This window comes from Pseudomonas sp. MWU13-2862 (assembly GCF_023242495.1).
GTDB classification, from domain to species: Bacteria; Pseudomonadota; Gammaproteobacteria; order Pseudomonadales; family Pseudomonadaceae; genus Aquipseudomonas; species Aquipseudomonas gingeri_D.
Map to the genome: position 1 here is coordinate 76954 of NZ_JALMEZ010000002.1, position 15102 is coordinate 92055.

Genomic DNA, 15102 nt, shown 5'->3' on the forward strand with positions numbered 1-15102 from the left:
TTCCCAGCAAGAAATGTTCAAAAGCACTAACCAGCCCCGAATTCGATGCCCTCATATAACTATAAGAAGGTCCCTTGCCATGCCCGAAATTCGTCATCTTATCAGCGCACTTCCAGCCGCTGTCGCCGCCAGCGTCCTTGTTCCAGTCACCACCCAGGCAGCCGGATTTATCGACGATGCCAACGTCAATCTGAATATTCGGAACTTCTTCATCAATCGTGATTTCGTCAACCCCGCCAACGCGCAACGCACTGCCCAGGAGTGGACCCAGAGCTTCATCCTCGACGCCCGTTCCGGCTTCACCCAAGGCACGGTCGGCTTTGGTGTCGATGTGCTGGGGCTGTATTCAATGAAGCTCGATGGCAGCAAGGGCACGGGGGGCACGCAGTTGCTGCCCATCCACAGTGACGGCTCTCCGGCAGATGATTTCGGACGTACTGGAGTGGCCGTCAAGGCGCGCTTTTCCAAGACGGAGTTGAAGGTCGGAGAATGGATGCCCGTACTGCCCATCCTGCGCTCCGATGACGGCCGCTCGCTGCCGCAAACCTTTCGCGGGGGACAGATCACGTCCAGGGAAATCGATGGCCTGACGCTTTATGGCGGCCAGTTCCGTGGCAACAGCCCACGCAACGATGGCCTCATGGAGGACATGTCGCTATTCAACGTGCCGAAGGTGACGTCCGACCGCTTCAACTTTGGTGGTGCCGAATACACCTTCAACGACAATCGCACCCAAGTCGGCGTGTGGCATGCCCAATTGGAAGATATCTACCAGCAACAGTATTTCAACCTGACTCACCGTCAGCCGATGGGCGACTGGATACTGGGCGCCAACCTCGGTTTCTTCACCGGAAAGGACGATGGCAGCCATCTGGCAGGTCATCTTGATAACAAAACCTGGTCAGGGATGTTTTCGGCAAGGTACGCAGCCAACACCTTTTACCTCGGCCTGCAAAAGGTCAACGGCGACAACTGGATGCGGGTCAATAGCACCAGCGGCGGCACACTGGCCAACGACAGCTATAACTCCAGCTTCGACAACGCCGGCGAGCACTCCTGGCAACTGCGGCATGACTACGACTTCGCCGCCCTCGGCATCCCCGGCCTGACGATAATGAACCGCTACATCCGTGGCGACAACGTGCACACCACCAGCACCAGCACCGGCCGGGAGTGGGTGCGGGAGTCGGAGCTGGCTTACGTCATTCAGTCAGGCACCCTCAAAAACCTGTCGCTGAGGCTACGTAACTCAAACATGCGTCGAGACTACAGCACCAACGAGTTCGACGAGAATCGGTTGATTATCAGCTACCCGCTGTCGCTGCTGTAACAAGACGAAAAAAGCAGGGCGCCGGTCAACTGCGCGCCCTGCCGAGTTGCAGTCTGTGGCGCAGTTCCCCCCGATATCACCTCACGCAATATTGCCCCTCTATCCAAATGGTTACGGATAACGTCCATCTCGATACTCCTGCCCGACCTCGCGCAGCACATCCACACACCACTGGGCCGCCAATGGCATCGGCAGCGCCGGATTGCTGCACAGCCCCACCGAACCACCGGGCTCGCGAATCCCCAGCTCCAGCTCCACCAACTCACCTCGACTCAGGTCTTGCCGTACAGCGTCGAATGGCGCCACCCAGATCGCCTGGCTGCACTGCACGTAACGTCGGCTCAAGGTTAATGACAGGGTTTCCAGTCTCTGGCTTGGCGGGCTGATGCCATGCTGCACAAACAGACTGTCGGCGAACTTGCGAATCGTCGTCCCCGCCAATGGCAATACCAATGGGTAGTCTTCAAGATTTTTAGGCGCCCGCGAATCGGCCAATAGCGGATGGCCGTTACGCACCACCAAGGTCATGGACTCGCTGTACAGATGTTCGAATGCCAGCCCAAGAATCTGCGGACTCTCGGTCATGCGGCCGACCACCAGGTCCAACTCACCGACCCGCAGTTGGGACAGCAGGTACGCACTCGGCCCAGTGACCACACTGACGACCAGCGCAGGATGTCGAGCGTGCAAACGGCAGACGACTTCCGGTACCAGCAGGCTTTCCACGGTGGAGAGTACGCCGAGCCTAGCGGTGACAGGTTCATGCTCGCCGGAACGCAGGCTGTTCACCCCCTCGCGTAGCGCTTGTACACTCGGCCCCGCATAACGCAGAAAAGCCACCCCGGCTTCAGTCAACACCGCACCGCTTTTACTGCGCGCGAACAGAGTTGTGGCCAGCAGGGTTTCCAACTCTTTGAGAGTTTTGGAAAGCGCCGGCTGGCTGATCGCCAGTTTGTCCGAGGCGCGCGTCAGACTGCCTTGGCGGGCCACTTCGAGAAAACACAGCAGATGGCGGAATTTGATGCGGGTATCGATGTTCACTATGGACCTTGCCTGTCGGGTGAATGGATGAAACTGTTCGACCTGGAGGTGGATGACCGTCGCCAGTACTATCTGTGCCGACGCTCAGGTAGCTAACTGTCGAGGGATGGCGCCAACCTTTATGACTGGATCAAACGTTTGAAACAATAGCCCTGTATTCATATAGAGGTGGGCAACCTTGACCTCTATACTTGTCATCGGTGTAAACCGTTGCCCCTCAACAGCATCGCTCACTCCCCCTTCCCGGCGCAGCACTCTTGAGGTGTATCGATGGACGTTGAACGCGCTCCCCGTACCAATATTTTCCGGGTTCTGTGGGGGCGCCTGAAAGAGCACCCGCTGTCGAAGCTGGGCCCCGGGCTCATCACCGGCGTGGCCGACGACGACCCTAGCGGCATCGCCACCTACTCACAGGCGGGCGCCCAATTCGGCTTGAACATGCTGTGGACGATGCCGCTGACCTTTCCCCTGATGGCCGCCGTTCAATCGATGTGCGCCAACCTCGGCCGAGTCACCGGCAAGGGACTCGCGGCCAACATCAAGACGGCCTTTCCACCCATTGTGCTACAGAGCGTCGTTCTGCTCCTGCTCATCGCCAATACCCTGAATATTGCCGCTGACGTGGCCGCCATGGGAGAGGTGGCGGAACTGGTCAGTGGCATCAACCGACACCTCATGACCGCGCTCTTCGTCTTCGGGACACTGGCACTGCAGATGTTCGTCCCTTACCACCGCTACGTGTTTTTCCTGAAGTGGCTGACGCTTTCGCTGCTGGCTTACGCCGCCGTACTGTTTACCGTGCATATCCCGTGGGAGCAGGTCGCCCTGCGTACCGTCTGGCCCCACTTCACCCCGGACGCGACCGCTGCCGCTGTGGTCGTCGCGATGTTCGGTACGACCATCAGCCCTTATCTGTTTTTCTGGCAGACCTCGGAAGAAGTCGAGGACATGCAGAACCCACCCCTGAATGCACCGCTCAATCAAGACCCGCGCGAAGCGCGCAAGGAGTTGCAACGTATCCGCTGGGACACCTGGAGTGGCATGCTCTACTCCAACATCACCGCCTACTTCATCATTCTCGCGACGGCCGTAACCCTGAACGTGGCTGGCGTGACCGACATCAACACCGCGGCACAAGCCGCCAGCGCCCTGCGGCCACTGGCCGGTGACTTCGCCTACCTGCTCTTCGCCCTCGGCATACTCGGCGTTGGCATGATCGGCGTACCGGTGCTGGCGGGCTCTGGCGCCTACGCCCTTTCCGAAGCGTTGGGCTGGAATGAAGGCCTCGAACGTAAAGTACGCGACGCCCGGGGGTTCTACGGCATCATCGCCATCAGCGTACTTGCCGCACTGGCCATCCAGTACTCGCCCATCAGCCCCATGAAAGCGCTGTTCTGGAGTGCCGTGATCAACGGGGTCGTGGCGGTGCCGCTGATGGTGGTCATCATCATGCTGGTGTCGAAGAAATCGGTGATGGGAGACTTCACGGCAAGCCGGCCGTTGATTGCCCTGGGCTGGGTGGCGACGGCCGTGATGGGGGTGGCGGCGGTGGCGATGTTTGTTCTGGGGTAGGACTCAAGGGGTCAGGGCCTTTATTGATTGTGTGCTTCAGGTGCTCCGACGGGATGTTGCCGAGACGGAGCACCCAGGCACTACCCACCGTTTGTCATCGCGGGCAAGTCGCGTGTCCACGGGTTATCCATCCCCCGTGGGAGCGTGGCTTGCCCGCGATTACGTTTTGATCGCTCTATACCAACATCAGAGTTACGCATCTAAACCACAAACTTAATGCCTGTTTTTTATAATTAACTTATAACTAATCGGACTTTTACAGCCGCTTAATATACAAATATTGTTACAACCATCACCGACCCCTGACCAGGTGGAGGCCCACGGAACTGCGCGTTTTTTCCGGCCGACATCACTCCACGGTCAACCGCCGCACCCAAACCTGAAACCGACTCAAACCGCCGCTGCCATGGCTTTCGGATCATGGCCCCGGCAACGCTTTGCCCAAAAAAACATAACGACACCAACGTCACTTCTACACACCAGGGGTTCACCATGCACGACATCTTCACTTCAAACCGTCTGACGCTGGCCATATCGTTGGCTCTGTTCGGATTGTCGGCCCACGCCGACGAAGACACCAAGGAGGGAGCCCTCCCCGTTGTCACGGTCACGGCCGAACACCACGCCGAGGACTTGCAAAAGACCCCGCTGGCGATCTCCGCATTCGACGAAAAAGCCCTTGAGGACAAGCAGATCAAAAGCATCCGCGACCTTTCCGGGCAAGTACCGAACCTGAGCCTGAGCCGTCAGTCGATTTCCTACAGTGCGCAGACCTACGGCATTCGCGGCATCGGCGAGACCGATCCGATCCAGGAGTCTGCTGTCGCGGTCTACGCCGATGACCTGTATATCCCGCGGGCGATTTCCTCGATGCTCGACTTCAACGACGTCGAGCGCGTCGAAGTTTTGCGCGGCCCTCAAGGTACGCTGTATGGGCGCAACAGCAGCGCCGGGGCCATCCGGGTGATCACGCGCGACCCGACCCAGGAAACCCGGGGTTTCTTCGAACTCGGCGCCGGCAACTACGACGCGCAGAACGCCCGCCTGCTGATCAGCGGCCCGTTGGTGGACAACGCCTTGTTCGGGAGTTTTTCGGCGATTCGCCTGAGCCGGGACGGCACCGTTTCCGACCCGACCCGCGGCAAGGACGTGAACAACATCGATATCCAGTCCTACCGCGGCAAGCTGCGCTTCAATCCCATTGATTCGCCGTGGGACGTGCAACTGACCCTGGCCGGCACCTTCGACCGTGGCGACACCACCAGCTACACCCCCTTTGATGCCAACGGCCACTTCGACAAATTCACCAGCTACAGCAGCCTCGATCCGAAGAACCGTCTCGATCAAGGCAGTTCGGTACTGCGCGCCATCTATACGATCGATGACCACTTGAACTTCAAGTCGGTGACCGCCTACTCCGCGTTCAACCAACCCGTGGACTATGACAACTCGGGACAGGCCGCGCTGATTCAGCAGAACCTGATCACCTATAACCAGAACTATGGCACCCAGGAATTCCAGCTCAACGGCAACTACGACGATTTCAGCTTCAGCACCGGCCTGTACCTGTACCGTGAAAAATTCGAAGCCGACCGTGACAGCCTGACCTACTCGATTGCGCGCAACCAGGTGATCGGCCAGGGCCAGTACAGCACCACAGACACCGAAAGCTACGCCTTGTACGGCCAGGGCAGTTACAAGATCACGCCCCGGCTGTCGCTGATCGCCGGGCTACGCTCTACCCATGAACACAAGAACTTCGACTACACCAACTACGCCATCAATACCAACCGGCAGATCACCGGCACCAACTTCACCGCCAATGTGAGCCAGTCCTGGCAATCCACCAGCCCGAAACTCGGCTTCGAATACGCCTGGACCGCGCATCTGAACCAGTACGCCTACGTCGCCAAAGGTTTCAAGGCCGGTGGCTATGACAACCGCGCACCGACCCTGGCCGCCGCCGAACAGGCCTTCTCCCCGGAGGACGTCACCACCTGGGAAACCGGCTTCAAGGGAGACTTCTTCGACCAACGCCTGCGGGCCAACGTCGCCCTGTTCTACAACGACTACAAGGACCTGCAGACCAACGCCTACGACCCGGCGCTGGGCGTGAGCCTGCGGACCAACGTCGGTCGGGCCCACACCTACGGCGTCGAGCTGGAAACCCTGACCGCACTGAGCAGCGACCTGCAACTGACCGCCAACCTCGGCTACCTGCAAAGCAAGTACGACGACTTCGCAAATGCCGGCGGCGCCGGCGTCAATGCCGACGGCAAGCAGTTGGTGTACTCGCCACGCTGGAACGCCAGCGTCGGCCTCAACTACACCATCCCGATCGGGCTGCCCGGCACCTTGCAGGCCGGCACCGACGCGCAATTCCAGACCAAGTCCTACGCCAATGCGCTGAACGATGATATCCAGGAAATCCCGACACAAACCTTCTGGAACGCCCACACCAGCTATGTCAGCGGCGACGGTCACTGGACCACCACGCTGTCAGTGAAGAACCTGCTCGACCGGGCCTACCCGCAAGCGGTCGGTTATGTGCCCTCCAGCGGTGCTCGCTACTACTCGATCAACGACCCGCGAACCCTGTTGTTGTCGGTGCGCTACGATCTCTGAGCGCTGATCACGCCCTGGTGATCAGCGCTTTCCACTGAATGACAGGACGAGCTATCAGGCCGTCCTGGCCGCTATCGCCTCGACTTCCACCAGGGCGCCGGGCAATGGCAAGGCCACCACTTGCAAGGCCGTGCGCGCCGGTTTGTTGGGCTGCTCGCGGGTGCCGAAAAACTGCGTATATCCGGCTTGCAGCCCGGCAAAATCGAGCTTGCCGCCCGTCTCCTCGGCGCCTACCAGGAACACTCGCAACTGCACGATATCCCCCAGGTCCAGAGCTTGTTGCTGGAGGATCTTGCGCAGCTTGTTGAACACTGAAACGGTCTGCACCTGGGTATTGCCATAGGCCGCCGGAGTACCCGCCGGGGCTTGCGGGTCAGCGAGGTCCGGCAAGGTGCCACTGACGAACACCAGGCCGGCGGAGGCCGGCACGGTCACGGTTTGCGAGATAGGGAAATCGCCGACGCTGGTACGTTGAATGCTGCTGCTCATCTTGTTTCTCCTTCAATGAATGCTTATGACGCGGCCAGGGCCGCTGCCTGTCGCTGCTGGATGATTCGCTCGGCCAACTGCCCGACCACATGGCGCGCCGAATTGGCGGCCGACTCCTGCCAGATGCCGACACCGCTTTGCACCAGGCCGTCGCCGGCGAAATACACCCTGCCATGGGGTTCTTCCAGCAGGGCGCTGGCCTCGGCGGGAAAGTGTTCGCGTTGCAGCCATGGGCCTTCGCTGTAGGGGATCTGCTCCCAGGACACCGCCAGAGGGTGACGCAGTTGCCGGGAGTACCCCGGATGCAGCAACTCGACCGCCTCCCGGGAGGTCGCGTATTGCGCCTCAAGGGGCTGCTCGCCGAAGGCATCGGCACCAGGACCTGTGACATAGCCGGCCACCAACAGTCCCTCGCGGGTATTCAGGTCGTTGCTGGGGTACCACAGCACCCGCGCCGGATGTTCGATCCAGGACAACCCGCCGTAGGTGCGGTACTCGGTTTCCCAGAAGCGCGGGGATTGCCAGGCCACCTTGGTTGCCTGATCACTGCGGGTGCTGAGCAGCGCCGCCTTCACCGGATCGCTGAAGTCGGTGTCCAGCCTGGCCAGCAGCGGCAGCGGCAAGGTCGACACCAGATAGTCGGCACGCACCACCTGCTCGCGGCCACTGTGCTGATCGTGATAGGTCACCGCCACACCGTCCTCGAGCTGACGAATACGGCGCACCTGGGCACCCAGTTGCACCTGTTCGGTCAGGCGCTGATAGAAGGCATCGGTGATGCGATCCATCCCGCCCACCGGCTGGAACATGGTGGCCGAGAACTCGGGAAACTCAGTGTGCAGCAACGCGCCCCAGAGCTCCGGATGCAGCAGTCGCTCCAGGGCCACCGGGGTCGGGCGAGCGGGCAATGCCCCGGGATGCCGGGGCGATTCGAGGTGGCCGGAGCGAATGCTGCCTTCGAAAGCCAGCTCCTGTGACAGATCACCATAGACCTGCAGGAACGCCAGCAGGCGGCTACGTTCCTCGGCGCTCAACACATCGTCCAGGGCATCACGGCGCACCGCCGTGGCCAATAACCCCGACAGATGCCCACGGGCATCGTTGACCGCCTGGCCGACGGTGAACGCCGGCTGTTGCAGGTCCGGGCGCACCTGAGCGCCATGGCTGCTGTTGACCAATACTTCCAGCGGCACGCCCAGTTCACTGCAGTAATCGAGCAAGGTCCGATGTTGACTGGGAATCCGCGCCGGGCCTGCGTTGAAATACAGGCCCGGGTCAAAGGCCACGGTCTGCGTGCGCCCATCCTTGTAGTCGACCCGATCACCGTTGCGCAGGCTCCAGGTACGGCCCCCCACACGGTCACGGGCTTCCAGCACTTGCACCTTGAACCCGGCCCGGGTCAGTTCCAGGGCAGTCACCAGCCCGGCAACCCCGGCGCCGAGCACCAGCACACGGGTGCCCTGCCCCAGGTCCTTTTGCAGCTTCAAGGGTTGCGGCCGCCGGTGCGACGAAGGCCCCAATCCCAATACGGCAAGCGCATCCTTGAGCGCTTTCTCGCCCCCCACGGCAGCGATGCTGGAAAGCGCTTCACGTCGAGTCAGTCCCATATTCATTACTCCCCTGAAGGTTTCAATCCGGCAAGCCGGGTGGGTTGATCAGTGACTTGTCGATGCGCTCCACATCCAGGCCCCAACGCTGGAGCACCTGTTCGTATTGGCCGCCGGCAATCGCGCCTTCCAGGGCGGTGTGGATCGGCTGGACCAGTCCATTGTCCTTGCGGGTGGTCACGGCGATATCGGCCCGCAGTGGCCAGCCACCGTTGACGATGCCCACCAGCTTGATGCCGCCGGTGATCGCCGCCGAATAGGCAAACACCGAATTGGGGCCAAACAGGGCGTCGCTGCGTCCCGACTGCACCGCCAGCTGCGCCGCGGCTTGATCATCGAAGTACTGCAACAGCGCCGGTGCGATACCGGCCTTTTCGTTGGCCTCGTTCCAGGCCAGCAGGACTTTTTCCTGATTGGTGCCGGAGCCGACGATGATCTTCAGCCCGGCGATGTCCCGGGCCTCCTTGAGGGAGGTGATCTTGCTGGTGGTCTTGACGTAGAAACCCAGGACGTCCTGGCGATAGGTCGCGAAGTCGAAGCGCTTCTTGCGGGCCTCGGTCACGGTCACGTTGCTGATCACCGCGTCGTATTTACCCGAGCTGACGCCCAGGGGCCAATCCTCCCAACTGGTCTGCACCACGTTCAATTGCAGACCCAGGCTGTCGGCCACCAACTGTGCGGTGTCGGCCTCGCTGCCGATCGTGGTTTTATCGTCATTGGCCAGCAGCGCCAGGGGCGGCCCGGCCACCCCCGACACAGCCACGGTAAACTTGCCGGGCTGGGCGAACTTGAAGCCCGGGGGGATTTGCGCGATGGCCGCCTCGTTGCGCGGGGCATGGATGCGCTGGCGGTCGGGACTCAGATCAACCTTTTGCACAGTCGGCACACTGGCGCTTTCAGCGGCCAATACCGGCAGGGCGAGGCTGACGGCAAGCGCCAACAAGGTCACACGGGCAGTCTTTACCAACATGGGCAGTTACTCCTTTAACACGGGAAAATTCACAGCACCTTGCCGAGGAAGGCGACGGTGCGTGGATGACGGGGCTGGCGAAAGATCTGTTCTGGCGGCCCTTGTTCGATCAATTGGCCATCGCAGAGAAACACCACGTGATCCGCCACTTCCCGGGCAAATCCAATCTCGTGGGTGACGATGACCAGGGTGACGCCCAAGCGGGTCAGCCCCTTGATCACGTCCAGCACCTCACCCACCAATTCCGGGTCGAGGGCTGAGGTCGGTTCATCGAACAGCAGGACCTTGGGATCCAGGGCCAGGGCACGGGCGATGGCGACCCGCTGTTGCTGACCTCCGGAAAGCTGGCGCGGATAAGCATCGGCTTTGTCCGCCAGGCCAACCCGGGCCAGCAGTTCCCCGGCCTTGGCCCGGGCCTGGGCCTTGCTCCAGCGTTTGTGGGCCAGCGGTGCTTCGGCGATGTTTTCCCAGGCCGTGAGATGCGGGAACAGGTTGAAGTTCTGGAACACGAAGCCGACCTCGACCCGACGCTTGAGAACCTCCCGCTCCTTGAGTTCGTAGAGCAGGTCGCCCTTGCGTCGATAGCCGACGTATTCACCGTCGATGGTGATGTGGCCGCTGTCGATTTTCTCCAAGTGGTTGATGGTGCGCAGCAGCGTTGATTTGCCGGAGCCGGAAGGCCCCAGGATCACCGTGACCTGGCCCGGCTCGATACTCAGGTCGATGTCCTTGAGCACCTGCTGATTGCCGAAGCGCTTGCCTACGCCCTGGATCTGGATGCGCCCGGCGGGCACCTGGATGGCGGCCTCAGCCATGGGATTGCTCCTTGAGCCAGTGGCGCACCCGCTGCAATGGCGTCGGCGGCAAGACCCGCGCCGTGCCGCGGGCAAAGTACCGCTCGACGTAGTACTGGGCACTGGTGAGTACGGTGGTGATGATCAGGTACCAGACCGTGGCGACGATCAACAACGGGATCACCGCCTGGGTGCGGTTGTAGATCACCTGCACGGTGTAGAACAGCTCCGGCAGGGCCAGCACGTAAACGATGGAAGTGCCCTTGACCAGGCCGATGATTTCGTTGAAACCCGAAGGCAGGATCGAACGCAGCGCCTGGGGCAGGATGATCCGGAAAACCCGCCGCGACGCCGGCAATCCCAGCGCCGCCGCGGCTTCATGCTGGCCGGCGTCCACACCGATCAGGCCGCCACGAATGATCTCCGCCGCATAGGCACCCTGCATCAGGCTCAAGCCCAGTACCGCCACGGTGAATTGGCTGAGCACATCCACCGTCGACCACTGGGCAAACACCAGGTCGGTGAACGGCACGCCCAACACAATGTGGTCGTACAGATAGGCGAAGTTGTACAGGATGATCAGCACCAGCAACGCCGGCATCGAGCGGAAAAACCAGATATACCCCCAGGCCAGCGCCGCCAGCAACGGCGAGCCGGACAGCCTTGCCAGCGCCAGCGCGGTGCCGAGGAGGATGCTGAACACCGTGCTCAACAGGGTCAGCAACAGCGTCTGCGCCAGGCCTCGCAGCACCGATGCCGAGAAGAACCATTGGCCAAACACCCCCCATTCCCAACGTGGATTGGTGGCCAGGGAATGCCCGATGGCAAACAGCACCAGCACGGCGAACACCGATCCGGCCCAGCGCCAGGGATGACGGGACGGCACCACCCGCAAGGCCTTGATCGCAGTCGGTGCGCGGCTCTTGCGAACCGGGTAGGCATTCACCTCATCGATGAGGTCAAAGGGTTTGGCAACAATGGGCATGATCTATTCCTCGCACGCGATAACACATCAGGGTGTTTTTCCAGGGGGACCGAACGGAGTCGGCGGCGGCCGCCTTTAAAAGGCGTAGGTCAGGCGGGTGTAGTAGTAGCCGCCGGTAAAACCGAAGGGTGAGTAAGTGCCGTAGCTGCTGACCATGGTGCTGCTGGGCACCCCCTGTTTCTTGGGGTAGGTGTCAAACAGGTTCTTGGCCCCGATGGCGATGTTCAGCGCTTTGCTGAGGTTGTAGCCCAGGTCCAGATCGGCAATCCATTTGGCGCCATACACCCGATCCAGGGAGCGGTCGTTGGCGTCATTGACCTCCTTGTAGGAGCCGTAACGGGTCAAAGCCAGGTTGAGGTTGAAGCGGTCGATGCTCCAGTCGCCCCCCAGGATGAGTTTGGTCTTGGGCTGGATGTCGGTGATCAGGTTGCGCGCCTGGCGATCCATCAGTTCATAGGACGTGCCGAGGATCGAGGTGGAGGCCTTGTAGTCGAGGATCCGGGTCTGGTTCCAGTTGAACGCCGCGGTCCACTTCAGGGAGCCGAACCGACCCAGGTCCTGGCTGTAATTGCCGACCAGGTCCACGCCCTTGGTGCGGGTGTCGGCACCATTGATGAAGTACTGCCCGCCGGAGGTCGAGTTGATACCGTTGTTGAGCAGCACCTGGGTGACTTCACTCCCCAGCAAGGTGTTGGTCAGGGTGATGCGGTCGCGCAGGTTGATCACATAGGCATCGGCCGTCAGGCTCAGGCGATCGCTGGGTGTCAGGGTGAACCCGAGGCTGAAGTTGGTGGATCGCTCGGGCTTGAGGTTTTCGGCACCCAAGGCCCTGGCGGCGGCCGAGCCCACCGGCAGCACGCCGTAATTGATCGACTGATAGACACCATCCACCACACCGTAGGTGGTCGAGCGGGCACTGAACAAACTGTTGGCCAGGGACGGCGCACGGAAGCCATTGCTCACGGTCGCGCGCACGGCGAACTGCGGGGTGAAATCATAACGTGTGGTCAGCTTGCCGCTGCGGGTCGCGCCTACCCCTTCATTGTAATGCTCATAGCGCAGCGCCGTGCCCACGTACCAATCCGGAACCGGGTTGAAGCCCACATCGACATAGCTGGCGAGGCTGTTGCGCGACGCACTGCCGGCTTCGTCCGGGGAGATGCCGTTGGTGACCTGGGCTCCGGAAGAGGCGCAGTTGCCAGGTGCAACGCAGTAACCACCGTCGGCATAGGAAGCCCAGTCCCCGGCCTTCACCTCGTAGCCGTCGCGTCGATGCTCAAAGCCGTAGGACAGGTCCAGTGGCTTTTGCAGGCCGATATCGAAGCCGCGCTTGAAATCCAGGTTGGTGGTCAGTTCGGTGGAAATCCAGGTGCCGGACTTGAAGCTGTTGGGTGTCGCCTCACCCAGGGACGGGTTCTGGTTGTCCCAGGTCCCCTGCTCCGCCGCGTTGCGCCCATAGGTGGTGGACAGGTCCCAGTCCCACTGGCCGACTTTGCCCTTGCCACCGAACGCCGCCTGGAAATCGTCTTCATCGATGTACCAGGTCGGTACATACCCCGCCGGATAACCATTGGGGCCGGTGGTAATCGTGTTGGTGATGGTCGGCAAGCGGAAGTTCTGCCCCTGCTCGGCCTTGCGGTGCGAATAGGTGGTGAAGGAATACAGACTGAACCGGTCGTCAATCGGCAACTCGGCGTTGTATCCCAGGGTCTGCAGATTGATCTTGGGTGTGCCGTACCCACCATAGGTGGACTTGCCCGCCAGACCATAGGCCTGCTCGTAGCTATAGCCATTGGCGCTGGCCTTGTTGTCATCGTTCTGACTGCGTACATCCAGGGCCAACTGCACGATGCCGCCGTCACCTATCTCGAAGCCCTTGTTGAGGCTTTGCTGGACGGTCTGCTTCTTGCCGTCATAGCCGATGCCGGCATTGGTCACCGAGGTGCCGCTGGTGTCGGCCTTGAGGATGACGTTGATGACCCCGGCAATGGCGTCGGAGCCGTACTGGGCGGCGGCACCATCGCGCAGCACTTCGACATGATCGATGGCACTGATGGGGATGAAATCCAGGTCCGCCGGCGCCGCACCGGTGTTGATACCGTTGATGTTCAAGGTCGCGCTGGTGTGGCGGCGCTTGCCGTTGACCAGTACCAACACTTCAGCGGCGCTCAAGCCCCGCAGGTTGGGCGCGCGAGCCATGCCACTGGCGTCCCAGCCGGTTTTTTCCGGCAGGGTCAAGGATGGAATCAGCGCACTCAAGGCTTCCATCAAGCCGGGCTTGCCGGTGCTCTGCAATTGCTTGGCGCTGACCACATCGATCGGCACCGGACTGCTGGTCACCGTGCGCTGTTCGCCCCCCCGGTTACCGGTGACCACCACGGTGGACAAGGTCCGATCATCCTGATTCGAGGCCTCCTGGGCCTGGATTCCTCCTGACAGCAACATGCTCCCCATGGCCACGACTGCCGGACTGAGCCGCAAGGCTGAAGTCGACTCCCAGGCATGTTGTATGACTCGTTTCATATCCACTCCAGCGGGTCGCCATCATTGGCGATGCATCCAAATCGCGAAGTCGGGTATTCACGCTGTCGTCAGGACAGCGCGGCATACGCGTTTTTCCGATGGGTGCCGAGCGCCCATTACAAGCGCTGGAAAACCTGCGCGATGGGGCGTGGCACTCGGGAGACCAAGCTATGCGCCGGGAGGAAAACCAGGAGGGGGCCGCAGTATTGCGTAGCGTCTGTCAGGGACAAGACGGGAGGAAAAAATCACATCACTGGATTGAATGAGCAACATACGTCGAACTCCCTTCCAACGACTCTGCTCCAGGGATCAGCGGTAGATCACCCTGTCATGCCACGCAGGTTCGGAGGTGGGTCCGAGCTGCGCTCTGCGGCATGGTACGCAGAATCTCGATCACGATTGGTACCATCCGAGGTTAGGGGTAGGTTGTAGGGGCCAAACATAACGGAATCAATATCAAAAATATAATTCTATTTAGCTATAACCTAATATTATTATTTTTAATAGTTAATAAGCATCTTAATTCTAAAAAATAATATTTTAAGGACCAGGAAGACGCCGATCATTGGCTGATGAACGACCACTTGTTGCCGTTGAACGTGGCCGTACACCGTCGAGCATGAACACCTACGGGGTTTCACCGGAGGAGCTCGGCAATAGAGAGTCGACTGACATCGTGGCTTCGGCGTTTGTCGGCGCACGAGTGGTCAAAACCTTCAATCAGTTGCCAGCAGCACTGCCGGCTAACTGCCGGCACGCACCCTTGGAAAAATGACGTAGTACCTGGTTTTTCAATCTGACCTTTAAGTACAGCAGGCATATTTATATGAATCGCTTACTTCCCCATATTTTGATTCATCAAATCATCCAAAACAGGCAATTGATTGGCCGCTTGCCATTCGCGAAAATGCTTGCAGCCTTCCACATTTATTTCAGCAACATTGCTGCGCGAATCACAGATCATGGACCATTTCCGCCGCAACGTCGGATATTTGATGAACGCCTCTTGAGTGGGTGGCTGGCAGCCGGACAACGTGGCAACAGAAATGACGAGGAAAGTTTTAGCCGCTGGGAGAACCTGAAAATGGCCACATCGATTATTTGGCGGAGGTCGCGCTTGCGGAGCAAATTATTGCCTGTGCAACGATCACCTGTTGCCCATTGAA

The 15102-nt window shown here is 60.3% G+C and carries 11 protein-coding genes; 4 read left to right on the plus strand and 7 right to left on the minus strand.

The window, feature by feature from the left end; translation table 11 throughout:
* Positions 1–79 precede the first annotated feature (79 nt).
* Positions 80–1330, plus strand: coding sequence for an OprD family porin (locus M5C56_RS03845; protein WP_103494878.1), 1251 nt, complete (start codon positions 80–82; stop codon positions 1328–1330).
* Positions 1331–1441: 111 nt separating this feature from the next.
* Here M5C56_RS03845 and pcaQ read toward each other — a convergent pair whose 3' ends face one another.
* Entirely contained in the window at positions 1442–2371 is a 930-nt protein-coding gene (gene pcaQ / locus M5C56_RS03850) for a pca operon transcription factor PcaQ (protein ID WP_103494879.1), read from the minus strand.
* 270 nt (positions 2372–2641) lie between these two features.
* Between pcaQ and M5C56_RS03855 the strand changes: the two genes are divergently transcribed.
* Positions 2642–3943 carry a divalent metal cation transporter gene (locus M5C56_RS03855; RefSeq protein ID WP_103494880.1) on the plus strand — a complete coding sequence of 434 codons (1302 nt, stop codon included), beginning with the start codon at positions 2642–2644 and terminating at the stop codon, positions 3941–3943.
* 492 nt (positions 3944–4435) lie between these two features.
* Positions 4436–6568, plus strand: a complete 2133-nt coding sequence (locus M5C56_RS03860; RefSeq protein ID WP_103494881.1) for a TonB-dependent receptor — start codon at positions 4436–4438, stop codon at positions 6566–6568.
* Between the two features lie 54 nt (positions 6569–6622).
* Here the strand turns inward: M5C56_RS03860 and M5C56_RS03865 are convergent, their stop codons facing one another.
* From M5C56_RS03865 to M5C56_RS03890, 6 genes are all read right to left on the minus strand, one after another.
* Complete coding sequence (locus tag M5C56_RS03865; protein WP_103494882.1) at positions 6623–7057, minus strand: RidA family protein; 435 nt, start codon at positions 7055–7057, stop codon at positions 6623–6625.
* Between the two features lie 23 nt (positions 7058–7080).
* Positions 7081–8664 (minus strand): FAD-dependent oxidoreductase, encoded by a 1584-nt coding sequence (locus M5C56_RS03870; RefSeq protein WP_103494904.1) that lies wholly within the window; start codon positions 8662–8664, stop codon positions 7081–7083.
* Positions 8665–8686: 22 nt separating this feature from the next.
* Complete coding sequence (locus M5C56_RS03875) at positions 8687–9634, minus strand: ABC transporter substrate-binding protein (RefSeq protein ID WP_103494883.1); 948 nt, start codon at positions 9632–9634, stop codon at positions 8687–8689.
* Positions 9635–9663: 29 nt separating this feature from the next.
* Entirely contained in the window at positions 9664–10449 is a 786-nt protein-coding gene (locus M5C56_RS03880; protein ID WP_103494884.1) for an amino acid ABC transporter ATP-binding protein, read from the minus strand.
* Complete coding sequence (locus M5C56_RS03885; protein WP_103494885.1) at positions 10442–11413, minus strand: amino acid ABC transporter permease; 972 nt, start codon at positions 11411–11413, stop codon at positions 10442–10444. The genes M5C56_RS03880 and M5C56_RS03885 overlap by 8 nt, the downstream gene beginning before the upstream one ends.
* 75 nt (positions 11414–11488) lie before the next feature.
* Positions 11489–13936 (minus strand): TonB-dependent receptor, encoded by a 2448-nt coding sequence (locus tag M5C56_RS03890; protein WP_103494886.1) that lies wholly within the window; start codon positions 13934–13936, stop codon positions 11489–11491.
* 826 nt (positions 13937–14762) lie between these two features.
* Between M5C56_RS03890 and M5C56_RS03895 the strand changes: the two genes are divergently transcribed.
* A complete protein-coding gene (locus M5C56_RS03895) occupies positions 14763–15101 on the plus strand; it encodes a hypothetical protein (protein WP_247263054.1) in 339 nt (112 codons plus the stop codon).
* Position 15102 lies beyond the last annotated feature (1 nt).

Coding starts and splice junctions, on each gene's coding strand:
- M5C56_RS03845 (WP_103494878.1), top strand. CDS start 80: ATGCCCGAAATTCGTCATCTTATCAGCGCACTTCCAGCCGCTGTCGCC.
- M5C56_RS03855 (WP_103494880.1), top strand. CDS start 2,642: ATGGACGTTGAACGCGCTCCCCGTACCAATATTTTCCGGGTTCTGTGG.
- M5C56_RS03860 (WP_103494881.1), top strand. CDS start 4,436: ATGCACGACATCTTCACTTCAAACCGTCTGACGCTGGCCATATCGTTG.
- M5C56_RS03865 (WP_103494882.1), bottom strand. CDS start 7,057: ATGAGCAGCAGCATTCAACGTACCAGCGTCGGCGATTTCCCTATCTCG.
- M5C56_RS03870 (WP_103494904.1), bottom strand. CDS start 8,664: ATGGGACTGACTCGACGTGAAGCGCTTTCCAGCATCGCTGCCGTGGGG.
- M5C56_RS03875 (WP_103494883.1), bottom strand. CDS start 9,634: ATGTTGGTAAAGACTGCCCGTGTGACCTTGTTGGCGCTTGCCGTCAGC.
- M5C56_RS03880 (WP_103494884.1), bottom strand. CDS start 10,449: ATGGCTGAGGCCGCCATCCAGGTGCCCGCCGGGCGCATCCAGATCCAG.
- M5C56_RS03885 (WP_103494885.1), bottom strand. CDS start 11,413: ATGCCCATTGTTGCCAAACCCTTTGACCTCATCGATGAGGTGAATGCC.
- M5C56_RS03890 (WP_103494886.1), bottom strand. CDS start 13,936: ATGAAACGAGTCATACAACATGCCTGGGAGTCGACTTCAGCCTTGCGG.
- M5C56_RS03895 (WP_247263054.1), top strand. CDS start 14,763: ATGAATCGCTTACTTCCCCATATTTTGATTCATCAAATCATCCAAAAC.